Annotated in this window: 23 protein-coding genes; 18 read left to right on the top strand and 5 right to left on the bottom strand. The window is 68.0% G+C overall.

The annotated features are described in order from the left end of the window. Positions 1 to 362 precede the first annotated feature (362 nt). Positions 363 to 701 carry a 4a-hydroxytetrahydrobiopterin dehydratase gene (locus tag VKP62_03905; GenBank protein MEB3196328.1) on the bottom strand — a complete coding sequence of 113 codons (339 nt, stop codon included), beginning with the start codon at positions 699 to 701 and terminating at the stop codon, positions 363 to 365. A gap of 65 nt (positions 702 to 766) precedes the next feature. Further along, positions 767 to 1,627, bottom strand: a complete 861-nt coding sequence (locus VKP62_03910; GenBank protein ID MEB3196329.1) for a peptidoglycan-binding domain-containing protein — start codon at positions 1,625 to 1,627, stop codon at positions 767 to 769. Between the two features lie 353 nt (positions 1,628 to 1,980). On the opposite strand from VKP62_03910, the gene VKP62_03915 reads away from it, so the two are divergent. The 16 genes from VKP62_03915 (at position 1,981) to VKP62_03990 (ending at position 17,141) form a co-directional block, all read left to right on the top strand. Further along, the gene (locus VKP62_03915; GenBank protein MEB3196330.1) at positions 1,981 to 2,538 is read left to right on the top strand and encodes a hypothetical protein; all 558 of its coding nucleotides are present in this window, start codon (positions 1,981 to 1,983) and stop codon (positions 2,536 to 2,538) included. Positions 2,539 to 2,589: 51 nt separating this feature from the next. Beyond that, complete coding sequence (locus VKP62_03920; protein ID MEB3196331.1) at positions 2,590 to 4,875, top strand: MMPL family transporter; 2,286 nt, start codon at positions 2,590 to 2,592, stop codon at positions 4,873 to 4,875. Then, complete coding sequence (locus VKP62_03925; GenBank protein ID MEB3196332.1) at positions 4,872 to 6,545, top strand: fatty acyl-AMP ligase; 1,674 nt, start codon at positions 4,872 to 4,874, stop codon at positions 6,543 to 6,545. The genes VKP62_03920 and VKP62_03925 overlap by 4 nt, the downstream gene beginning before the upstream one ends. Before the next feature lie 71 nt (positions 6,546 to 6,616). Further along, positions 6,617 to 7,210 (top strand): isoprenylcysteine carboxylmethyltransferase family protein, encoded by a 594-nt coding sequence (locus tag VKP62_03930; protein ID MEB3196333.1) that lies wholly within the window; start codon positions 6,617 to 6,619, stop codon positions 7,208 to 7,210. Next, positions 7,207 to 8,169 (top strand): 3-oxoacyl-[acyl-carrier-protein] synthase III C-terminal domain-containing protein, encoded by a 963-nt coding sequence (locus tag VKP62_03935; protein MEB3196334.1) that lies wholly within the window; start codon positions 7,207 to 7,209, stop codon positions 8,167 to 8,169. Before VKP62_03930 ends, VKP62_03935 begins: the two co-directional genes overlap by 4 nt. 3 nt (positions 8,170 to 8,172) lie before the next feature. Beyond that, positions 8,173 to 9,033, top strand: coding sequence for a diiron oxygenase (locus VKP62_03940; protein ID MEB3196335.1), 861 nt, complete (start codon positions 8,173 to 8,175; stop codon positions 9,031 to 9,033). Further along, on the top strand, positions 9,030 to 9,284 hold the full coding sequence (locus VKP62_03945; GenBank protein ID MEB3196336.1) for a hypothetical protein: 255 nt from the start codon (positions 9,030 to 9,032) through the stop codon (positions 9,282 to 9,284). Before VKP62_03940 ends, VKP62_03945 begins: the two co-directional genes overlap by 4 nt. Further along, entirely contained in the window at positions 9,281 to 10,177 is an 897-nt protein-coding gene (locus VKP62_03950) for an aminoacyl--tRNA ligase-related protein (protein ID MEB3196337.1), read from the top strand. The genes VKP62_03945 and VKP62_03950 overlap by 4 nt, the downstream gene beginning before the upstream one ends. After that, entirely contained in the window at positions 10,174 to 11,274 is a 1,101-nt protein-coding gene (locus VKP62_03955) for an SDR family oxidoreductase (protein ID MEB3196338.1), read from the top strand. Before VKP62_03950 ends, VKP62_03955 begins: the two co-directional genes overlap by 4 nt. Beyond that, the gene (locus VKP62_03960; protein ID MEB3196339.1) at positions 11,271 to 11,834 is read left to right on the top strand and encodes a ferritin-like domain-containing protein; all 564 of its coding nucleotides are present in this window, start codon (positions 11,271 to 11,273) and stop codon (positions 11,832 to 11,834) included. Before VKP62_03955 ends, VKP62_03960 begins: the two co-directional genes overlap by 4 nt. Positions 11,835 to 11,853: 19 nt before the next feature. Beyond that, positions 11,854 to 12,090, top strand: coding sequence for a phosphopantetheine-binding protein (locus VKP62_03965; GenBank protein MEB3196340.1), 237 nt, complete (start codon positions 11,854 to 11,856; stop codon positions 12,088 to 12,090). Between the two features lie 241 nt (positions 12,091 to 12,331). Next, a complete protein-coding gene (locus VKP62_03970; GenBank protein MEB3196341.1) occupies positions 12,332 to 12,982 on the top strand; it encodes a hypothetical protein in 651 nt (216 codons plus the stop codon). 14 nt (positions 12,983 to 12,996) lie between these two features. Beyond that, complete coding sequence (locus tag VKP62_03975; protein ID MEB3196342.1) at positions 12,997 to 14,205, top strand: carboxypeptidase-like regulatory domain-containing protein; 1,209 nt, start codon at positions 12,997 to 12,999, stop codon at positions 14,203 to 14,205. Between the two features lie 129 nt (positions 14,206 to 14,334). Continuing rightward, the gene (locus VKP62_03980; GenBank protein MEB3196343.1) at positions 14,335 to 15,267 is read left to right on the top strand and encodes an Ig-like domain-containing protein; all 933 of its coding nucleotides are present in this window, start codon (positions 14,335 to 14,337) and stop codon (positions 15,265 to 15,267) included. After that, on the top strand, positions 15,264 to 15,983 hold the full coding sequence (locus VKP62_03985; protein MEB3196344.1) for a cytochrome b/b6 domain-containing protein: 720 nt from the start codon (positions 15,264 to 15,266) through the stop codon (positions 15,981 to 15,983). The genes VKP62_03980 and VKP62_03985 overlap by 4 nt, the downstream gene beginning before the upstream one ends. Positions 15,984 to 16,091: 108 nt before the next feature. Beyond that, complete coding sequence (locus VKP62_03990) at positions 16,092 to 17,141, top strand: hypothetical protein (protein ID MEB3196345.1); 1,050 nt, start codon at positions 16,092 to 16,094, stop codon at positions 17,139 to 17,141. Between the two features lie 57 nt (positions 17,142 to 17,198). On the opposite strand, the gene VKP62_03995 is transcribed toward VKP62_03990, so the two are convergent. Genes VKP62_03995 through VKP62_04005 form a run of 3 tightly spaced genes read right to left on the bottom strand, consistent with a single transcriptional unit; the run spans position 17,199 to position 19,190 of the window. Beyond that, entirely contained in the window at positions 17,199 to 17,423 is a 225-nt protein-coding gene (locus VKP62_03995) for a hypothetical protein (protein ID MEB3196346.1), read from the bottom strand. 4 nt (positions 17,424 to 17,427) lie between these two features. After that, complete coding sequence (locus tag VKP62_04000; protein ID MEB3196347.1) at positions 17,428 to 18,531, bottom strand: cytochrome c peroxidase; 1,104 nt, start codon at positions 18,529 to 18,531, stop codon at positions 17,428 to 17,430. Then, positions 18,528 to 19,190 (bottom strand): hypothetical protein, encoded by a 663-nt coding sequence (locus tag VKP62_04005; GenBank protein ID MEB3196348.1) that lies wholly within the window; start codon positions 19,188 to 19,190, stop codon positions 18,528 to 18,530. Before VKP62_04005 ends, VKP62_04000 begins: the two co-directional genes overlap by 4 nt. 231 nt (positions 19,191 to 19,421) lie before the next feature. Between VKP62_04005 and VKP62_04010 the strand changes: the two genes are divergently transcribed. Both VKP62_04010 and VKP62_04015 read left to right on the top strand, forming a co-directional pair. Next, positions 19,422 to 19,955 (top strand): inorganic diphosphatase, encoded by a 534-nt coding sequence (locus VKP62_04010; GenBank protein ID MEB3196349.1) that lies wholly within the window; start codon positions 19,422 to 19,424, stop codon positions 19,953 to 19,955. A 118-nt stretch (positions 19,956 to 20,073) separates the two neighbouring features. After that, positions 20,074 to 21,528, top strand: a complete 1,455-nt coding sequence (locus tag VKP62_04015; protein ID MEB3196350.1) for a carboxypeptidase-like regulatory domain-containing protein — start codon at positions 20,074 to 20,076, stop codon at positions 21,526 to 21,528. Positions 21,529 to 21,624: the final 96 nt, after the last annotated feature.

Consider the following 21,624-nt stretch of genomic DNA (forward strand, 5'->3'; position numbering starts at 1 on the left):
GCGCCGGCGACCCTCACGGGCGCCGGCGCTCCTTTTGAGGCCAGCCACTCCCTGGCGAAGCGGTCTCAGGCCAACCAGCGGGTCGATGCAGCGCTTTCGGCTGAGGTGGGTAAGACACGACAGGTTCCCGTGGCAACGCGCCCGAACGCAGGCCGGCCATCCTCCAAGATGTCGTGCTCGTCAGCCTGCTCACCGGCTTTCGTTACCGCATCGTGGGGGTCCCCCATTTCGACCGCACCGAGCGCTTTTGTCGCCACATTCTGCGGGCGATCGCCGAGGAAACCGAGGACGACCTGTCCCTCTTGCCGGCCGACAGCCTGGTGGTCTGCTCCACCCCTGGCCTGATCGAGGAAACGCGGCGTTCAGACTGGCAAAGTATCGATCTTGGCGGCCAGGATAAAGTCGCTTTCCGTCAGCCCCTGGATGGCGTGCGTCCAGACCTCCACGTCGACCTGATTGTAGCGAATCGTGAGGTCGGGGTGATGGCCCTCGGCCTCGGCGAGGTCGGCCACGCGGTTGACGAAGGCCATGGCGGCCACGAAGTCCGGAAACACAAAGCGGCGCGCCAGCCGAGCCGGTTCAGCCTCGGCGATGCGCCAGGCTGGAACCTGGCGCAACAACTGAGTCGCAGTCACGACATCCAGTGCTGGCACCCCGCCGGAGCAGGGCACACAGGTTTTTTGGGCGAGTTCCTGGGTCATCGACGGTCACCTCCGTGCCTGGAGCATACCCTGAAACGGGATGGTCCAGTAGCGAGGAGACAGGGTCAAGGCATCGTGCGATGAATCTCGTCGATGCGACGCCCGGGCACGAAGGCTGCCATGCCGGCCGCGCTGCGCACCCCGTACTGGTCGGCGTACTGGTTGTTGCCCATATAGACGAACCAGTGTGGGCCATAGGCCAGGTTGGTTGAGCTGGGATCCGCACCCGGGCTGCGGTTGACGTAGATCACGTCCCCAGGACGCAACAGTCCCCTGGCCTCCAGGGTGGACAGGTATGACGTGGAGGAGCCACGCCCGTGATGTAGCACGCTGGCGGAACCGAGCGGGCGGCCGCCCGCCAGGCCCGTAAGCGTCCACGAGTAGCGGAAGCACTGATGACGTGCGCCCTTGTAGCGGTTATTCAGGTAGCGCCACAGGCGCGAGGAAGACCCGCTCGAACTCGAAGGCGTGGCGCCACCGGACTGCCCAGCGCTGCTCGGCGCCGGGCCGCCCAGGGCCCCCCAGGTGCGCTCTCCCACCACGCCGTCCACAGCCAGGCCGCGCGAGCGCTGGAAGGCGCGCACAGCGGCTTCCGTGAGCGGCCCGAAAGTTCCGTCCACGCCCCCCACGGAGAATCCGCGGGCTTCCAGCTGGCGCTGCAAGGTGGCCACGTCCTCGCCGCGATCGCCGTGCGCCAGGACGCCCCGCTTCGCCTGAAGACTCCCGCCGATGGGCTCCAGCGTGGTGGGCAGCTTGGCTCCCGGCGCGAGCCGTTCCATGTCGTCCAGGGTCGCGCTGGCCATCGTGAAGAGGTCTAGCGACCAGCTGGCCGCGGGGGAGGGCGCCAGGGAAGGCGGCATTTCAGGAGCACGACCGCCCACCTGTGGGCGTGAAACGCGGGGAGAGGACACGATCGGTTGCGACATGGCTGGACAACTCCCGGGAACAGGTGGGACCGACGCGAGATGCACTGGTTATCGGGGAAGCGTGCGGGAAATTTGCGCCCCATTTGACTAAGCAAAGGATATAAAAAGTTTAAGTTCTTGAGATAAGCCTGGAGGCGCAGCGCGCCGTGCTCCCCGGCCAGATGCCGACGGTTCCCTCTTCGCAAGCCAAAGCGAAACGGGGCCGAGCGCCGCGAGGTGACGCCGGGCGCTCGCGCGTTGGTGACCACGGCCCGGGCCCATACGATGTCCCCAAGGCAGGGCTCCCTGCGTGGAGGGACGGCGACGCAGGGCGATGCCCCCGAAAGGGGGGCGCGCGCAGAGGGGGCGGTGGGGTGAGCACGTGTTGGCGCTGGCTGGGCGTGATCTGGTTCGGGCTCGGGCTGTTCACGGGAGCTGCGCTGGCGGCCCCGGCGGAGCAATCGGGGAGCAACGACGACGCGTCCCTGCGCTTCGTCCACGCCCTGATCGCGGGGCACCGCCGCCTGCACGAACAACTGGCGGACGCCAGTGAGCGCGGCGGGCGCACCGGGCAGGCTGCGCTGGAGTTACGGGCAATCCTCGAACCCCATTTTCTGGAGGAGGAGCGCCTGACCTGGCTTCCCTTGCTGCACCTACAGGCGGTCGTGCTAGGGCGCCCCCTGCCCCAGGGGCGTCGCGCCCTGGCGCTGGCGGAAGAATTGAAGGGAGCCTGGCCGCGCCTGCGGCGCGAGCACAACGGGCTGACGGATGCGGTGTCCAATCTGCGCGAGGCGGCGATCGCCGAGGGCCACGCGGACGTGGTGCGCTTCGCGGAGGGCCTGTCGGAGCACGCCCTCTGGGAAGAGTTCGTCACCTACCCGGCCATCCTGTTGATGGGTGAGAAACTCCGCCGGATGGGCGTCACGCCTTGATGATGAGAACAGCCGGCGAGGAAGCAGGCCGGCGTGGGTACACGCATACCCATGCAGAGCACCCCATGGTCTCGACAATTCGGCAACTGGGTGGCCCAGCGGGCCCGCCTGATCGCATGGGTCTGGCTGGCCCTGTTCATCGGCGCGGCCTGCCTGGCTCCCTTCGGCCTCAAACGCCTGGTGGGAGGCAGTGGGGAACTTCCTCGGAGTGAAGCCGCCGCGCTGGATCGCACCCTGCGAGAACACTTCGAGACGCCCCTGGCCGGTCGCCTCGTGGTGGTGCTCGAAACCCGGACCCGCCCCGTGGACGCCCCCGAACTGGCGCCCGTGGTGGCCGGCGTGGCCCCAGCCTTGCGTCGAGTGCCGATCGTGGGGGCGGTGGAGGGCCCCTTCCACCGCGGCGATATGCTGGGGGGAGAGGCCGGAGGGCACCATCGCAGCTGGATCATCGGCCTGAAGGCCGGCGACGCGCGCACCTCTCAGGACGCGGTGCGGGCCCTGCGGGCGGCGATCGCCCCCTTGGCGGCCACCGTGCAACAAGGCGATCCGGAGGCCCTGCTGGTTGTGACGGGTGGCAGCGCCGTGAACGAGGACATCGGCCAGCGCAGCAAGGCGGATGGGCAGCGTGCCGAGCTGTGGGCCACGCCGCTGACCATGGCCGCGCTCTGGTTCGCTTTCCGGTCCGTGGGGGCGACCCTCCTGCCACTCTTGAGCGCTGGGCTCGCGATCACGCTGACCTTCGCGGTGGCCTTCACCGTGAGCCTTTTCACACCGCTCAGCGACCTGATGGAGAACCTGGTCACCATGGTGGGCCTGGCCGTGGGGATCGACTATGCCTTGCTGACCGTGTCGCGCTGGCGTCACGAACGCACCACCACCCCCGGGCCCGAGGCGGTGGCGCGCGCCGTGGCCTTCACCGCGCCCGCCATCCTGGTGTCGGGCGGCGCCGTCCTGTGCGGCACGCTCGGACTGGCCCTGGCGCCCTTGCTGGAGTTGCGCAGCATGTCGCTCGGCGGCAGCGCTGTGGTGGTCTTTTCAATGGCCGGCGCGGTGACCCTGCTACCCGCTCTGCTGGTGCTGCTGGGAGATTGGGTGGAGTGGCCTGCCAGCCCCGACACGGCGCCACACGATGCGCAGGGTGAAGCGCGCTGGGAGCGGCTCGCCGAGAGGTTGACGGCCCGGCCCTGGCAGGCCTTGAGTCTGGGTTTGCTGCTGATCGCCTTGCTGGCCGCCCCGGCCCTGACCTTTCAGACCGGCGCACCCCGGATGTCGGACTTTCCCAAGGATATGGAAAGCGCCAAGGGACTGCAGGCGCTGGCGCGCATGGGGGTGGGCAATCAGGTCTTCGACATTCCGATCCTGATCGAAACCACCGATGGCACGCCCGTCCTGGCCCGACAGCACCTCCGAACGCTGCACGCCTTCGTGCGGGAACTGGAACGCGACGAGCACACCCTCCGCGTGCTGAGTCCGCTGAGCCTGAAGCCGGCCATGAGCTTTCCGGCTGTGCTGATGCTCTGGCACGATTGGCCGCGTGCGCTGGAGCGCCTGCCCGATGCCCGGCGCCTGCTGGTCAGCCGGGATGGTCAGCGCATGCTTCTCACGGTGGTGCTGCGCGATGGGGTCTCGACGATCGACATCCAGGCCTATGCATCGAAACTCCGAGACAAGCGGCTGGAGGGGGCCTTTCGGCTCCGCGTGGGCGGCCAACCGACCTACCTGAATGAACTGGAAGCGCGCCTGCACGACGCCACGTTGCCGGTGCTGGGGGGGGTGGCGCTGCTGACCGGGGGGTTGCTGGCGATCGCCTTCCGCTCCCTGCTGATCCCCCTCAAGGCGATCGCCCTGAACCTGCTCTCGGTGGCCGCTGGCTTCGGGGTGGTCACGGCCGTCTGCGAGTGGGGTTGGGGGGCCTCCCTGATCGGGCTCAGCGAGCCGCTGGTCAGGGTTCCACCCTTCGTGCCGCTGCTGCTGTTCTGCATCATGTTCGGACTCTCGATGGACTACGAGGTGTTCATGCTCAGCCGGGTGCGCGAGCGCCTGCTGCTGCACGGCGATCAGCCACGGGCCATCCGGGAGGGTCTGGCCGCCACCGGCCCGGTCATCACCCACGCCGCGGCGATCATGGTGATCGTCTTCGGTGCCTTCATCGGCGCCGACATCCTGGTGGTCAAGGTGCTCGGACTCGGGCTGGCCACGGCCGTGCTGGTCGATGCCTGTCTGATCCGCACCCTGATGGCGGTTCCCCTGCTTTTGATCTCGGGTAAGTGGAACTGGTTCCCCGGAAAGGTCGTGCCCCCCTCGAATGGTTCCTTGGCGAAGGAGACGCTCCCATGACTGTGACCCTGCTGGATGGTTGGCTCAAACACGTGGAAGCCGCCCCGGAGGCGCTGGCGGTCTCCCGGTTGGATCCGCAGGCCGTGCCGGCACAGTCACTCACGCGCGGGGCCCTGCATCACGCCGCGCAACAAGGCGCGCAGCGTCTGGCGGGGCTGATCGCACCGGGCGATCGGGTGGTGCTCGCTCACGCACCGGGTCTGGGCTTCGTGACCAGCGTGCTGGCCGTCTGGCTGGCCGGCGGCATCGTGGTGACCGCCTCCCCCCCCACCAGTGACCGCACGCGCGACTGGCTGGTGGCCATCATCCGCGAGAGCGAGCCCCGCCTGCTGCTGACCGACACGCCGATCGTGCCCCTGCTGGCGCCACTCGGGCAAGCCCTCCAGGTGCCCGTGGCCAGCCTGGAGACCCTGCCGGAACACGGGGCGGAAACCAATCGTCGACCGGCCGAACTGGCCGTGGTGCAGTTCACCAGCGGCTCAACCTCGGCCCCGCGAGGCGTGCGCGTCAGCCACGCCAACTTGCTGGCCAACTTGCAACAACTGGCCGAGGCCTCACAGTTCGGCGCCGATGACGTGTGTGTCACCTGGCTGCCGCACTATCACAACATGGGCCTGGTGGGGGTCTTGCTGTTGCCGCTCTGGATCGGCTTCCCGGTCCACCTGATGAGCCCCCTGGAATTTCTGGAGCGACCGGGACGCTGGCTGCAGGCCATCTCAAGGGTGGGTGCCACCTTCAGCGGCGGCCCCAACTTCGCCTTTGACCTGGCGACCATCCGCACCAGTGCGGCCGAGGCCGAGGGGCTCGATCTATCTCGCTGGGTGGGCGCCTTTTCCGGCTCGGAGCCGGTGCGGGCCAGCACCTTGGCCCGTTTCGCCAAACGTTTCGCCCCGCACGGGTTCGATCCGCGCGCGTTTTATCCGTGTTACGGCATGGCCGAAGCCACCGTACTCGTCACCGGCGGCGCCAAGATGTCAGGCGCGCGCACCCATCACTTCGACGCGGAGGAACTGGGGGCCGGGCGGGCCCTCGCGGTGCCCGCGGACCACCCCCGTGCCCGTGCGCTGATGGGGCTCGGGCGCACCTGGGGAAACCTGCAACTGGCGATCGTGCATCCCGAGACGGGCACGCGCCTGGCCGCCGGCCAGGTGGGAGAAGTCTGGCTGCGCGGCGATTCGATCGCGGAGGGGTACTGGAAGCCCGCCACCGCCAGCCATCCCTTCGGGCATCGGCTCGAAGGGAGTGACGGCTGGCTCCGCACCGGTGACACGGGCGTGCTGGTGGAGGGAGACCTGGTGCTGACCGGCCGCATCAAAGAACTGATCATCCTCAATGGCCGCAACCTCTACCCCGGGGATCTCGAACAGGCCCTCGAATGCCTGCGTCCAACCCTCCAGACGGCGGTCGCCTTCGCGGTGGAAGCCCAGCGTGGCGAGCGGCTCGTGATCGTGGGAGAAGTGGACCCCGACCTGGATGACGCCGGCCGAACGGCGCTTCTGGAAGGGATTCGCCTGGCCCTGCGCCAGGAGGACGTGACGCCGCACGACGTGGTGCTGGTGCCGCCGGGTGCGATCGAGCGCACGGCGACGGGCAAGCTGTCACGCTTCGCCACCCGCGATGCCTATGTGGCGGGACGCCTACCTCGGCCCGCAGAACCCCTGCCTCATTAGCGGCGGCGCCTCCCGCACCCGGCCCGACCGCCTTCCCCCTCACGGCCCCTCATTGTCTGGAGACCCCCAACGTGAAACTGACCTTGCCCCTGCTGGTCCTGATATGCGTCAACTTTGCCTGGATTGGCTATCTGCCACTCGGCTTTTTCCGCCGAGATGGCCAGTACAACCTGCGCTGGTGGCTGACGGGCTTGCCCTTCTTCCTGGTACCGGCCTATGCGCTGGCGCTTCAGTTCGACCTCGTCGCAGCGGCCTGGCAGCCGCTGCCGCTGCCCGCGCCCTGGAACCAGCTGGCGGATGCGGTGGCCGTGCTGCTGGCGACCAGTTCGATCGCCCTGATCACGCTGGCCCTCGGCACCCACCGCGTGCCGCTGGCTCTCTGGCATCAGGACAACGACGCGCCCCGCTCGATCGTGACCTACGGGGCCTACAAGCACATCCGCCACCCCTTCTACACCTCATTCCTGATGGCGTTCACGGCCGGCCTGTGCGTGATGCCAGGGCTGGTGACGGCGGCCCTGCTGGGTTATCAATTCGTGGCCCTGCACGTGACGGCCAAACGGGAGGAAGGGCGCCTGGCGGCCTCTGAATTCGGTGCGGAATACCAGGCCTACCTGGCGCGCACCGGGCGCTTCTTTCCCCGCCCCGGGGGCGGTGCGGCGTGAGCGAAGTTTACGTTCACGGCCTGGCCTACGCCCTGGGCGACCAGGCCATTTCTCTGGCGGACACGGTCCAGGCGGGCCGGACGATCTCGGACCTGACGACCCTCCGGGAGGCAGGCTTCCACCAGCACCACGTGGCCGCAGACGGCACCGACGCCTACATGCTGGGCTTGCGGGCGGCCCAGGCCCTGGGCGAGCAGCCCGGCATCGACCTCGCCCGCACGGGGGCGATCCTGTATGCCACCTGTCTGACGTGCAACGGCAACCGCGGCAGTGAAGCTGAGTTTCGGACCACGCGAGACGTCAAACACCTGATGGACTATCCGGCCAGCCACCTGCAGGCCGATCTGGACCTGCCGGACGCCGCGGTCATCGGGCTGAATCAGCAGGCCTGCACCTCCATGCTGGGGTCGCTGCGGATGGCCCGGGCCCTGCTGCTCGCGGAACCCGAGATGGAGGGCGTGCTGTGCGTGTCCGCAGACCGGTTCCCCGCGGGGGCGATCTACGAGCAAGCCTACAATCTGATCAGCGACGGGGCCGCGGCCTGCTGGGTTGGCAGGGAACCGCGTGGGTACCGCCTCGTCGCGACCCACGCATTGACCAACGGCGCGCTGGCTCAGGCCACCGATGACGAGACGGTGGGCAGCTATTTCGGCTACACGCATCGCCTGGTGACCGAACTGCTCCGCAAGGCCGACATGAGGGCGGACGACCTGGACTGGGTGGTCCCGCAGAACACCCACGTCAAAACCTGGGAGGTGCTCTCGCGCCTGCTACGCATCCCGCTGGAACGGGTCTACTTCGACAGCATCGGCGAGGTGGCTCACATCATCAGCAGTGACAACGTGGTGAACCTGTTGAAACTTGAAAATTCGGGAAGGATACAATCGGGACAGCGGTTGCTCCTGCTGATGGCCGGTTTCGGCCTGAATTGGCAGGGCACCATCCTGGAAAAGAGGTGACCCGTGCTCAGCCTTGAAACGCTGGTGGAAAAGCTCAACGCGACGTCCGAACGTGACTACCCCCTCCCCACCTGGGGGTTGGAATGGCCCGACCAGTTCCCGGAGGATGCCTGGGCCTTCTCGCCCGAAATGCTGTCGCTGGCCGGCCAGCCGGTGCTCGACACGCTCTCGGAGAGTCAGCTGAAACGCCTGGCCCTGCTGGAAGCGGCCAACTTCTTCAGCCTCAACATCAATGGTGAAAAGAGCCTGATTGAGGGCCTGGCCAGGCAGTGCTACCGGCCTCAGACCCACGCCGTGACGAGCTACATTCACCACTTCCTGGAAGAGGAAAGCCGTCACATGCGCACGTTCGGGGCCTTTTGCCTGAAGTACGTCGGCAAGACCTATCCCGACAAGAAGCTCGTCTTCGAACGCGAGTACGCCGACGGCGAGGAAGACTTTCTGTTCTGGACCAAGGTGATGCTGTTCGAGGAGACGGCTGACGCCTACAACGTGCGCATGGCCGCGGATGAGCGCCTGCACCCCCTGGTGCGGGGCATCCACAAAATGCACCATCATGATGAAAGTCGCCATCTGGCCTTTGGCCGACAGATGCTGCGGGACGCCTGGCAGCGCCACGCCGGCGAATGGGACGGCGCCGTGCGAGAGGGCATCCGGAGCTACCTGCTCACCTATCTGACCAGCGTCTGGCGCGAGTACCACAATCCGGCCGTTTACCGCGATGCGGGCTTGCCGGATGCTTACGGCCTGTTCACGGCCAGTTTTGAGAGTGACACCGCGCGTCAGCGTCGCGGGGAGTTGTCAGCCAAACCGATCAAGTTCTTGACCGACATCGGCGTTTTCGAGGAGGTTCCAACGTGGTGACCGAGGCGCACTTCAAGGCGACCCTGCGCGATTGGTTGGCGCAGAAAAACCCGAGCGTCGACCCGGCGGCCATCCAGGACGACACGCCGCTGATCGAACAGCGCTTGCTCACCTCGATCCAGGTCATGGACCTGGCCCTGTTCATCGAGGACAACTTGGGCTCGTCGCTCGACATGACCCGCATCAAGAAGGGCGCCTTCTCCTCGATCGACGCCATCTGGCGCACCTTCTTTGCGGGCGTCAAGGTATGACCACGGCGGCGGACATTCCCGGCCTGACCTGGCGCGGCAATGGCCAGGCCGCCCTGAGCGGCGACCTGCTCGGCCTGTATCGCGATCTCGACCTGGGCTTCCGCGTGCTGGCGTCCCGCGTGTCGGCCAGTGAGGTGGAGGTACCGCCGCTCTTTCCGGCCGCAGCGCTGCAACGGATCGATTACTTCGCGTCCTTCCCCCACCTGGCCACCTTTGCCTGCGTCCACGAAGACACGCCGGACAATCTGGCAGACTTCGCCAAAGCGCCGTGGGATGAAGATCGGGGCGCGCTCCAGTTGGGGCGACTGGCGCCCACGGCCGACGTCCTGACGCCCGCGGCCTGTTACCACGTCTACCTGGACCGCATCGGCCAGCGCCTGACCGGGCCGGTCCACGTGACGCTCTGTGCCCGCTGTTTCCGGCGCGAAGCCTATTACCAGCCGCTGCGACGCCAGTGGGCCTTCTCGATGCGCGAGATCGTTTGCCTCGGAACCCCGGACGAGGTCAAGGCCTTCCTGGCCGACCACAAAGGCGTGATGAGCACCCTGGCGGAAAAACTTGGGCTGAAGGCCGAGTTCGCTCACGCCACGGACCCCTTCTTCAACCCTGGTCGCAACGGCAAGTACCTGATGCAGGTCGTCGACCCGGTCAAGGAGGAACTGGTGTTTGCAGGCGATCTGGCGATCGGCTCGCTGAACTACCATCGCAGCACCTTCGGGGAGGCTTTCGACATCTCCCGCGACGGGGAACCGGTTCACACGGGCTGCGCGGCCTTCGGCATGGAGCGCTGGCTGTTTGCGCTGATTGAAACCCACGGCCTGACAGACGCCCGGGCGCGCGTGTCGGCCTGGTTGGAGGAAGACCAACCGCTCGGCGGGGAGGCCAGCCTTTGAATCGCACACTCATCACCGGCGCGGGAGGCCACATCGGCCTGGCCGTGGCGCAGCGACTCGTGGCGGAAGAACGCCCGGTGCTGCTCTTCCTGCACGCCGAAACCCGCGACGAGGCGGCGGCCAAACAGGCGCGCATCGAGCCACTTTTCGATGGTCATGGTGGGCTCGTCCGCTTTGCGGCCGGCACGATGCGAGACGAACGGCCGTTCGCCGAGGTCGACCGCGACGAGGTCAGCCAGGTCCTGCACACGGCGTCGATCATTCGCTTCAACGTCGAGGCCGCGGATGCCGACGCCGTGAACGTGGCCGGTGCCCGCAAGGCGATCGCCTTCGCCCGCTCCTGCCCTCGCATCGAGGCCTTCTCGCTGGTCAGTTCGCTCTATGCGACCGGCCTGGCGGCCGGCCCGATCGCCGAGGCCCTGCTGCCGGAGGCGCCTGGCTTCGCGAACCACTACGAGCGTTCCAAGTGGGAATCGGAGGCCCTCCTGGCAAACGAACGCGACCTGCCCTGGCGCATCTTGCGCATCGCCACGGTCATGGCGGATGACGACAGTGGGGCCTACAGCCAGGTCAACGCCGTCCACAACACGCTGCGCTTGCTTTATTACGGGCTGATCTCCGTGATTCCCGGCGTGCCCGAGACCCCGCTCTATCTGGTCACGCGGGAGTTCGTGGCCAGGGCCATCGCGGCCCTGCTCGCTCGGCAGGCGAGTGGGCAGGTCTATCATCTGGCCCATCCCCAGGACTGCAACCCGAGCTTGGAAGCGTTGCTGGATCTGGCCTTCGACGCCTTCTCACAAGACCCCGGCTTTGCGCGCCGGCGGGTCCTTCGCCCGCTCTACACCGACCTGGACGCCTTTCAAGCCTTGGCCAGCGGGATGGCTGGCTTCCAGAGCAGCGTGATTGCCCAGGCCCTGGCCACGCTGACGCCGTTCGCGCCTCAACTGTTCATCACCAAGGATTTTGACACCCGGCGATTGCAGGCGGATTGGGCTGACTACACCCGGATGGATGGGCTCGCCGTCGCCCGAGGCGTCGTCCGTCACGGCCTGGCGACCCGCTTTGGCAAGGCACAACCCCAGGAGGTGAGCGGATGAACCTCACGGAAAACGAACGCTGGTTGCTGAGCTTCTATCGGATGTCGGAGATCAGCGGGTCCTTGTTCTTCGGGCGCCTGGCGCGCACGCTGCCCTCCGGACCGGTCCAGATGGACATGACCCGACATTTCGCCGACGAGGCGCAGCATGCCCGCTACTGGACCGACTGTTTGGACCGACTGGGCGCCACGCCCATGCGGTTGCCGAACTCCTACCAGGACCAGTACATCAACGCGGCCGGCATGCCCGTCAACCTGATGGAGGTACTCGCGCTGACCCAGGTCTTCGAGCGGCGCGTGGTCCGTCAGTACGTCAAGCATCTGAGCGCGCCGGACCTGAACCCCGTCATACGGGAGACGCTCGGCAAAATCATCGAGGAAGAAAAGTGGCACCTCGAGTGGATCGGCAAGGCCCTGATCGAGCTGGAGCCCAAATTCGGGGCGGCCCGCATCCAGCAAACGCTGGAACGCTTCAGCGCGGCGGATCTGGCGGTCTATGCCGCCACGGCCAAGGAACACGAGGAACGCGTCGAGGGCTTGTCCTTGCGCCTGTCCCACTGACCATCCGGAGGAGCTGGAAATGACCCACGATCTCAAAGGCACCCTGGCGCGCTTGCTGCAGGTGGACCCGGCGAAAATTCAACCAGACGTGCCCCTGAAAGAGCTGGTGACGGAATCCTTCATTCTGATCGAGCTGGTCATTTCACTGCAGGAAGAGTTGGACATCGTGCTGATGCATGAAGAATTCGAACCCGTGCGCACGGTTCAGGACCTGCTCGACCTGGTGGAATCCAAGCTCCAGACGCCAGCGAGCTAGGTGCACCAGCCCGAATCACCGGGGGTTTGCCGTCAGGCCGCTGGAATCGTCCACGACATCCCTGGGCCTTCACCACCCCGGACGGGGCTCCCCCGAGCCACCCGTGATGCTCGGGGTCGGCTGGAAACCCTCGCTCCAACACCCTGTGCCCCTCGCGCGGGGGGCCTTGTGGCGACAGCAGACGTGGCGCGCCGCGTGAGGGGCATCACCCCCCTGGGTATGACCAAGGGGGGGATGTGTGATGCGAATGCGCTTTTGGCGTCCTCTCGACGATTTTATGCCTGCCCCCGCGCTCCCTCGCCTGACTGCGTGGTCGGTCGGGGCCCTCTTGGGGGTCTCCGCCACCCTGGGGTGCGTCAACCAGGCTTCCCCGGTGGCCAAGTCCCAACCCAGCCTGCGGCGGTCCCAGACATCGGGGGCGCAGGTGGCCACCACCACGGCGATGCTGAACCCGGCGATCGCCTCTCAGCAGTCCCCCCGGCGACTCCAGGCCGTGGTCAACCCCTACACGCCGGCGGACGTCAACCACCTCGTCATCACCTTGTCACGCGTGGCCACGGGCGCCACGTCGGCGGTGGCCACCAGCCGCCTGATCAACCCAGCCACTTTCACCGACCCTTTGATCTTCGGGGACCTGAAACGCTTCCAGCGCTACCAGGCGGTCGCCGAGGCTTATATCGGCCCCGATGACGACGCCACGGGCCTGATCAGCGTGAACGCCCTCTCGTCGGTGTCCTTCGACGTGGCCGGCGACGACCAGATCGTGGTGGCCACCCTGCCGATTCAGCTGCAAGACCGGGAGTTTGCCGGCGAGGCACGCAGCACCGCGACGGTGATCCTGCCGGGCACTTACAGCTACGCGGCCAGCGAGGCAATCGAGGTGGGGCCTTGAGCAGCTGCCCGGCGGTGGCTCGAACAGCCCTCACCTGGCTGCTCGGTGGCCTGCTTCCGACGCTGCCGGCCTGTCTGGCGGAGCCCGGGGTGGTGCCCCGCCCGGATGGCGGGCAACCGATCACGGGTGAGGTTCACGGATTCGATCCACTCACGGACCGTTTCGTTCCGCTCTCAGGCGCTCACGTGAGGGTGCAGGGGGCGAGTGGGGAGGGCCTCACTGATGCCCGCGGTCACTATCGGCTGGAGGGTCTCTCACCCGGTGCCCACCGCCTGAGCGTGACCCTGCCGGGCTATGCGCCCGCAGACTTGGAGCTCCACGTTCCCAGCGGGCAAGCCTTGGAGGGCGTCCACGTGGGGCTCGCGCCCGTGGCGCCGACGCCGCGCCGACTGGCCCAGGCCGGAGCAGCGCCAGCGCCACAGGAAACCCTCGTGGTGGGGGTGGTCAGTGATCCACGGGGCACCGCCGTGGCGGGGGCGCGGGTGCAGGCCAGCACCACCAGTGGCGCGTTCGCCCGCACGACATGCAGCGAATCCCTGGTCCAGACCTCGGGATTGGCCGCCGGCGGCGGCATCATCAGCACCCGCACGGGACACTTTGCCTTCCGGGTCACCCAGACCGTCGGCCTGACCTATGTGCGCCTCAATGCCAGCGGTGAGACGCCGGGCGGCATCCGGCTCGAACGGCGCAGTTCACGCGAGCTGGCGGTGGACGAGAACGGTCCGTCGGCGATCAGCCTGGCCTTGCAGATGGATGCCTTCGACCAGGTGACCACCCCGATCGCGCAGGGCCCGGTCGTGCTCGGCGGCCCCTGTACCCTGAAGGTGGGTTCGGGCCTCTCGGCGAGGACGGATGAATTTCACGTGCGCATCCGCCCCGAGGGAAGCTCGGCGCAGGCGATTGAAGTGATCCCCGAATGGGTCGAACGGTCCGGGCGGGGCGGTGACGTCTGGTTTCGGGTGCCCGCCACGCTGGCCGCCGTGCCGCTGGTGGCGCAACTGGTGCAGTTCGGGCTGGCCACCTCGGGCTGGTCCCCGCCGTTCCGAGCCAGCGCGCCGCCTCCGGGCCCTCCCGACGAAAGCTGGCTTGCGCTCAAGCCAGCCCCCCCTGCCGTCACGCCAATCCCGGACGAATATGCTCCCTGCGCGAGTCTTGGCCTGATCATTCAGGCCGGAAGCGTCGTGAACCGAACCAGCAGCGAGACGATCCGCCAGGCCCCGTGAGGCCCAACGCCGGGCCCCTCGGTGGAGAGGCCGGTGGCGCATCTCAGCCGATCGCCCCGGCCCGCCGGGCACGCTGGTATGATGCTCCTGTGGGGGGGCGCTGTGCCCGCTGTGCAAAGGAATCGCGCGATGTTGCTTCGTCGGGTCTTGGCCATCGGCCTGCTGGCTAGTCTGCAAGGCTGTATTCTGGGCGTGATCACGCCCGAACCGCCCCCTCCGGCGCCCAGCGAAGACTCAGCGGTCTGGGGGCAGCCTGTCACGCCCCAGGCCACCCGACCCGCCCCGGTGGCCCGCGAGGAAAACGAAGCCCTGAAAGTGCTGGTGTCCCCCAGCAAGCCCGTGATGGAGCCGGGGGAGAGCGTCAGCCTGACCCCGGAAGTGCGCTTCGCCGATGGGCAGATCAATGGCAACGTGCTCTGGTCTTCCAGCGACGACACGATCGCCACCGTCAACCGCAGCACGGGTAAGGTGACGGCCCTGCGTGAAGGCCGTGTCACGATCGTGGCCGGATACGCGCAGAACCCACGCATCAAGGGACTGGCGGAACTGACCATCGTCAAGGACAAGCAGGCGCTCGCGAAGGCCGCGGCGCCCGAGGCCCGGACACCCCGGCCCGCCGTCCCGAGCCATCTGGTGGCCGACCACGATGAGGCGGCGTTCGAACCATCCGACGACGCGCCCCCCGCCTCCGACGGCATGGGAGAGGTTCCCTCGACGGGGGAGTCTGGCCGAGACGAATCGAGCGGGAGCGCGCCGGGCGTGGCGGATGCCCCCGTCGCCGGGGAAACGACCTTCAGCGGTTCTGCCGGCACCCTCAAGGTGTTCGGACCGGTCTATCTGGCCGCCGGGATTCACGCCTTCCAGGTGCGCCACGAAACGGGCAGCGCACCAGGAGGCGCCTTCCAGCTCTCGCTCTATACGGCGGACGGGGCCGTGGGAGACAACGTGTACAGTGCGACCGGGCCGCTCGACCTGACCTTCCCCTACATGGTCTTTAATAGCGGCTGGTACTTCCTGGCCGTTGAACGGGCCAGCGGAAACTGGCGCGTGTCGTTCCAATGACGCTCGCCTCCAGCCCCAGCGAATCCAGCGACGTGACCACCACGCCACCATCGAGCTGGCGCAATACCCGATCTGCCTGGGGCGGGATCGCCCGCGCGTTGCACCTGAGCGTGGCTGCCGGCGTGGCCTTCCAGCTCGGGAGCATCCTGGCATTTCGGGTCTGGCACGAGGCGGGCACCGCCACCACCTGGGAAATCTTGAACGCCCACAAGGCCGTGGGACTTGGTTTGCTCCTGCTGGTCCTGCTGCGGCTTGGCTGGCGGGCCACTTCAATTCGTCCCGATGATCCCCCCGCGCTGGCGACCTGGGATCGCCGGGCCTCCCGCCGGCTGGAATGGGCTCTTTACGCCTGCTTGATCGGGCTGGGTTTCAGCGGCCTCGTGGTCGAGCACTTCGGTGGCTACTACACCCCTTTCTTCGGCCTGTTCTACCTCGACGGGCTGGCCCCTTACCTTCACCTGGGCGAGGTCAGCCACGCCCCTCACGTCGAAGCCGCGAGAAAAGCCGTCACGGTGGGTTGGGCTCGCGATGGCGCGATCGGCCTTCACGTGGTGGGCGCCTTCGCCCTCATCGCCGCGATCGCCGCGCACACGATGCACATCCGGCGCCACAGCCAGCCGCCGGGAAGGGGCCTCTTGCGCCGCATGGGGATGCACCACCCGCCCCTGACCTGGGGGCTGCCGCCCGAGCCACCACGCGAGAATGGCGAAAATTAAAGTCGCATTCAAGCAATTTTAACCACATCGGGGTCATCTGGCCGGAAGTTTCGGGGGTCGGGACGCGATAAGGATCGCATCCTTCCATGCGAGAGAGGCCCGGACGAGATGACCTACCCCATTTACCAGCAGCCCAACGTGTACCCGGCGTATCCGCAAGCGCCGCGGCCCTCGCTGCTCGATCGGCTCTCGGAGTTCTTCCGCAACCTGGGCAAGCCGGGCAACAAGCCCGCGCCCGCGCCGTCCATGCCGGGCGATGTGTACATTGGGAACCCTGGCACGGCGCCAGCCTTCCCGCCGCGCGTCACCCCGCCGCCGGTCTACGTGCCCCCCACCATGCCGGCGCCGGTGGCCCCCACGTTGCCCGTGCCGCCCGCTCCCATCGCTCCACCGCCGCCTGTGGCGCCCGCCCCCGTGGCCCCGGTCGTTCCGCGGGTGACGCCCCCACCGGTGTTCATGCCGCCGGCCGTTCCCACCCCCCAGCTGCCCTCGCCGGCCCTGCCGCCGGTCCAACCGCAGCCCGTGACGCCTCGCTTCACCTGGCCGTGGCAGCGCCCCCCGCGTGACGTCTACCCGCCCGTCAACCCGGCGCCGGTTTACCCGGCTCCGGTCTATCCGGTTCCCGGACCGGTGGCCCCGCCGGTGGGGCTGCCGCAACCCTATCCTTCGCGCCCCCCGATCGCCTACCCCGCGCCCTACCCGGGCCGCCCCCCGGTCGGCTACCCCGGCCCTTATCCCGGCTACCCCCCTGTCCCGGGTCCGTGGGGCATTCCTGGTGCGGTGCCGCCCGGTGTGAGCCCGATCGCCGCGGCCCTCGGGTTGGTGGTCGGCCTGGTCAGCCTGTTCAAGGGCTCGCCGGATCCCTCCCCTGCCCGCCCCCCCCGGTCGCCAGATGCGCCGCTCCCCCCCCAAGCGCCCCGCACCGACTGGTCGATCGATCTGGATGTCCCCTCCCGCCCGCGGCGGCCCCAGGCCGCTCCGGGGGCTGACCAGCCAGTCACCGGCAAGCCCAAGCCTGCCCCCGCTGCGCCCGAGCCCGCCGTCCCGAGCAAGCCGACGCCGGCCCGCAGCCCGGCTCGACGCGGCCCGATCAACCGCATCGACCAGTACGCGGGCGACGATCGCCCCGGCGCCAAGGGTCGCGCCAGCCTGCAGTAACTTGAGCCGGTCCCTCGCTCCGAACGCTTGCGCGATCGGAGCGAGGGGCCCCATCGATCAAGAATCCTGGTAGATCAGCTCCCGCCGCGCACAGGCTTCGCAGACCAGATAGTAGCGAATGCCCTCGCGCACGACCCGCGGTCGGTGCCCGGCACGGGGGCAGAAGACGCGCACGTCACTGCGGGCGTAGCAGGCGGCACACTGAAAACTATAGCCGTGCAGGCTCGGCGTCAGCCACCCGCGTTCGTGCTGGCAATCTGGACAGCGTGGCGTCTGGTTCATGTCGTCAGTTCAGATCGGCCGGGAGCACGGGGCGATCGCGCGGATCCCGCGGATTCCGAATCCCCGGCAGCCGGCTCAGGTCGCGCAGGTTGTCCTCCGCGCTGAAGGCCTCCAGGAAACTCACCAGCGCGGCCTTCTCCTCGGGCGAGAGCCCCAGCGGCGCCAGCAACGGATCGCGTTGAGGGTGCGCGCTGCCGCCACGGTCGTAATGCTCCACCACCGCGGCCAGGGTGGGCAGCGAGCCATCGTGCATGTAGGGCGCCGAGCGAGCCACGTTTCGCAGGGTGGGCGTCTTGAAGGCTGCCTGATCGACCGGCCGGCCCGTGACCAGATAGCGCCCGAGATCGGGAGCCTGCGGGTCGAGGGGAATCCCGGTGTTGTGATAGCGTCGGTCTGTCAGGTCCGGTCCGCTGTGGCAGGTGTGACAGCGCGTCCGTTCCGACTGAAACAGGCGCAGGCCCTGGACCTGCTGCGGTGTCAGGGCCCCGCTGTCCCCGGCCAGATAACGCTCATAGGCCGAAGGTTTGGTGCGAAGGGCCCGTTCGAAGGAGGCGATCGCCTTGGCCAGCCCCTCGGCCGTGACCCCGCTGCCGAAGGCCTCCTGAAACTTTTGCGGATAATAGCGATGCTCCGACAGCTTGCGCAGCACGTCGGGTAGCCGCGCGTCCATCTCGATCGGGTTCTCGATCGGCCCGAGGGCCTGGGCTTCGAGGCTGTCTGCTCGCCCGTCCCAGAACTGTTCCTGACTGCCGGCCGCAGCCAGAATGGTCGGAACGTTGCGGTTCCCTCGCTGCCCCCGAATGCCCGCGGCGTGACGCTCGCCATTGGAATAGCCGGTGGTGTGGTGATGACACGTCGCGCAGCTCATGCGGTCGTTACCGGATAGCCTCGGCTCGAACCACAGGCGAAAACCCAGTTCGACCTTAGCCTGCGTGAGCGGATTGTCCGCGGGCGCCGGAACGTCAGGCCAGACCTGGACGCTACGGCGTCCTACGGCGTGCAAGGCGCCGCCGTTCCCAGTCACGGGGCCGCGCGGCCCCACGCCACAGGCGGCGATCGCCAGGACCCCGGCGCCACTCGCCAGCGCCATCCAGACTGCGCGTCTCATCCAGCCAGCTGCTTCAGGCGAGCCAGACGTTCGACCGGCGCCAGGTCGGCGTAGCGGCTGCCGAGTCGACGCTGCAATCCAGCCTTGCCCAGGGTTTGCGACAAACTGGCCTCCAGCCGCCCGAGCTCGTGGAGCACCTGGGAGGTCGAGGCGCTGACGCCCCGGGCCGGAAACAGGGCCCGCCGGAACACCCGTCCCTCGGTCAAGATTTCCACCAGTTCGGGGTTGGCCCCACTGGCTCCGCGACTCGACAGCGTGTTGGCCGCGGCCACCAGTTCGCCCGGAACCCCCTGCGCGACGACGATGGCCCCAGGGGGCAGCGGAGCCGCCGCGTCGATGAAAGCGTCGAAGTAGCCATTGCCTGGCAGCTTCTCGTAGCGGCCAGCCCCCTGCACCACCCCCCAAGGCTGACGCGCCGAGGCGGCATAGCCCACGATGCCAGGCCGAACCACCCGATTCATATCGATCGCGTCGCCAGCCGCCTGCCGGGCCAGCAGGCGGCGATACTCCGCCAGACTGCCCAGTGGGCGTACCTCGACGGCTCCCCGCGCGGTTCGAAGCCACTGGTCTTGCGCCATCCCGGCCAGACGCCGGGGCTGGTCGGCGCGGCGCAACAGCCTCCGGACCGGTGCCAGGATGGATGAAATGGCGACTTTCATGGGCGGGCAATGTCCTGCAGGGAAGCCGATCCGGACACGGAGCGGGTGGGCACATGACGTGATGACGGATTGTCGCCTTGGACGCATGCATCCGGGTTCCAAGTCTTGTCGACAAGACTAAGATTGATTTAACCCAGGCACCCGATCGGCCGCCCCTTGACCGGCTTCGAGCCGGCACGGTTCAATCGCGTGCCCGCCGCCCGCTGGCGGCCGTGTCGAGGAGAAACCGGCTTGCTCCATCATTACCACCTTCCACTCGGCCCGCTCGCCCCCGACGAGGTCCACGTCGTGGTCGAGATTCCGAAGGGCAGCCGCAACAAGTACGAGTACAACGCCGCACTGGGCGTTTTCGAACTTGATCGGGTGCTTTCGAGTTCGATGGTTTATGCGGCCGACTACGGTTTCATGCCGCAGACGCTGGCGGGCGATGGCGATCCGGCTGACGCTCTGGTGCTGATGGAGGAGCCCACTTTCACCGGCTGCCTGCTGCTCGCGCGACCGATCGGCATGATGAAGATGGAGGACGCAGGCGAGGACTTCAAAATTCTGGCCGTCCCGGTTCACGACAAGCGCTATGCGGGCGCCCGCGACCTGTCGGACGTCTCGCCGCACAAGCTCGCCGAGATCGAGCATTTCTTCAAAACCTACAAGATGCTCGACCACTCGCTGCCAGCCGTCGATGGCTGGTTCGACGCCGCCCACGCGAAGGCCTACATCACGCGCTGTCACGCGGCCTATCGCGAGACCAGCGGGGCGCAGAGCTGAACACCACGGCGTCGGCCAGGCCGGCAGCGACCGCGGCAACGCACCAGACGGCCGAGGCAAGATCGGGTACGATGGTCCCGCCGCGTCCGCCCAGGACGGTGTGCGGTTGGGAGAATCCATGGGGCGCCCCACCTTGCTCGCCAGCGGCTTGACCGCAGCCCTTCTGACCCTCGCCGGCTGCGAGGCCCTGCGGGGCATCCTGGGCGACCGTGGCTCGTCACCCGCCGTGCCTCTGGCCAGCACCGGCACGCTCACGGGGCAGGTCCTGGTCGAGCAGGCGCCAAGCGCCGGAGGACAGCCGGCCGGCAAGGAGCCAGGTGCCACACCCGCCAGTGGTGGCACGCTGGTTTGCCGCAGCGCCAGCCACACCAGCCAGGTCGAACTCAGTTCAACCGGCACCTACAGCGCCAAGGTGCCCACCGGCGCGACCTACACGCTGGAGGCGACCGTACCGGACGGCAGGGGCGGCGTGACCAAGGCCATCACCCCCCTTCCGATCACCGTGCCGGCCGCCAAGCTACCGCCCGTGGTGGAGGTGCGCGACCTGGTCACGCGAAAGACGGGCACGATTCAGGGCCGCGTGGACCTCGGCAACCCCCGTGCCGGCGATCGCTCTGAAGGCGCGGACGTATGTCTGGGCGGTGGAGGCATCGTGGCCGCCAAGGTGAGCGAGACCGGGCGGTTTGCGCTGGCCCACGTCCCGGAGGGTAGCTGGACGGTGGTGGTGTCGAAGCCGGGATACCGTCGGCAGCGCATCCGCGGGGTGATGGTCAAGCCGGGCGGGGCCATCTTGCTGGACCAGCCCATCGTCCTGAGCCCTGCCCCATCGGCTTTGGCCGGCTGTCGAGGGACGGCCCTCGGCAGCGACGGCAAACCGCTGGTCGGGGCCTCCGTCTCAATTTTCCCGCAACCCCGCCTGCGTCTGCTCGATGCGGAAACGGAGAGCGAGCCGGTCACGGTGGTGACCGACCCGCAAGGGCGCTACGAGATCAGCGACCTGCCACCCGCCGACTACTCGCTGCAGATTTTCCGGGCCTTCCACCACCTTCCGCCCCGGCGCGGCGTGAGCTTGAATGAGGGCCCTCCCGTCGAGGTCGGCAGCACCCGTCTGGGCAGCCTGGTCACCTATTTCGGCAAGGTCACGGCCGAGGTGCGCGACGAGCGGGGCCAACCGATCGACGGCGCCCTGGCCCAGTGCGAACCGCCGGTCACGGAGAACCAATTTTCCGACGCCCAAGGTGTCTTCACGTTGGACCGGATGTTGCCGGGAGAGTACACGCTCACCGTATCGGCCGGTGGTTACCGGCCCGTGATCGTCCCGTTGATGCTCGACAACAAGCGCCGCGTGACGCACGCCCCCTCCCCTCAGGGGGCAGCCCCCCCCTCTGCAGAGGGAGGCGGATTCCAGGTGGACCTGGGCGTCTTGCGCTTGCAGCAGGAGGGGGAATCCGACACCCCGGCCTTCCCGCTGGTCCTCCAGGCCGAGGCGATCGCCACGGCGGCCGTCGCTCCGGTGCCGCCCCCAACGAACGCTCTCCCTTCACCGGTGCGAACGAACACCCCGCGCCCTTGACAGTGCCCGTGGAGGGAAGCCACCCGGCAGCCCTGCGGCAGCGAACAGGCGTTCACGCCCCCCGCGCGCGTGGCCGCGCCAGGGGCAACGACAGCG

Source organism: Candidatus Sericytochromatia bacterium, assembly GCA_035285325.1.
Classification (GTDB): Bacteria; Cyanobacteriota; Sericytochromatia; order S15B-MN24; family JAQBPE01; genus JAYKJB01.

Excerpts from the sequence above, each read along its gene's own strand:
- VKP62_03905 (MEB3196328.1), bottom strand. The coding sequence starts at position 701 with ATGACCCAGGAACTCGCCCAAAAAACCTGTGTGCCCTGCTCCGGCGGG.
- VKP62_03910 (MEB3196329.1), bottom strand. The coding sequence starts at position 1,627 with ATGTCGCAACCGATCGTGTCCTCTCCCCGCGTTTCACGCCCACAGGTG.
- VKP62_03920 (MEB3196331.1), top strand. The coding sequence starts at position 2,590 with ATGCAGAGCACCCCATGGTCTCGACAATTCGGCAACTGGGTGGCCCAG.
- VKP62_03925 (MEB3196332.1), top strand. The coding sequence starts at position 4,872 with ATGACTGTGACCCTGCTGGATGGTTGGCTCAAACACGTGGAAGCCGCC.
- VKP62_03950 (MEB3196337.1), top strand. The coding sequence starts at position 9,281 with ATGACCACGGCGGCGGACATTCCCGGCCTGACCTGGCGCGGCAATGGC.
- VKP62_03960 (MEB3196339.1), top strand. The coding sequence starts at position 11,271 with ATGAACCTCACGGAAAACGAACGCTGGTTGCTGAGCTTCTATCGGATG.
- VKP62_03965 (MEB3196340.1), top strand. The coding sequence starts at position 11,854 with ATGACCCACGATCTCAAAGGCACCCTGGCGCGCTTGCTGCAGGTGGAC.
- VKP62_03970 (MEB3196341.1), top strand. The coding sequence starts at position 12,332 with ATGCGAATGCGCTTTTGGCGTCCTCTCGACGATTTTATGCCTGCCCCC.
- VKP62_03980 (MEB3196343.1), top strand. The coding sequence starts at position 14,335 with ATGTTGCTTCGTCGGGTCTTGGCCATCGGCCTGCTGGCTAGTCTGCAA.
- VKP62_03985 (MEB3196344.1), top strand. The coding sequence starts at position 15,264 with ATGACGCTCGCCTCCAGCCCCAGCGAATCCAGCGACGTGACCACCACG.
- VKP62_03990 (MEB3196345.1), top strand. The coding sequence starts at position 16,092 with ATGACCTACCCCATTTACCAGCAGCCCAACGTGTACCCGGCGTATCCG.
- VKP62_03995 (MEB3196346.1), bottom strand. The coding sequence starts at position 17,423 with ATGAACCAGACGCCACGCTGTCCAGATTGCCAGCACGAACGCGGGTGG.
- VKP62_04000 (MEB3196347.1), bottom strand. The coding sequence starts at position 18,531 with ATGAGACGCGCAGTCTGGATGGCGCTGGCGAGTGGCGCCGGGGTCCTG.
- VKP62_04005 (MEB3196348.1), bottom strand. The coding sequence starts at position 19,190 with ATGAAAGTCGCCATTTCATCCATCCTGGCACCGGTCCGGAGGCTGTTG.
- VKP62_04015 (MEB3196350.1), top strand. The coding sequence starts at position 20,074 with ATGGGGCGCCCCACCTTGCTCGCCAGCGGCTTGACCGCAGCCCTTCTG.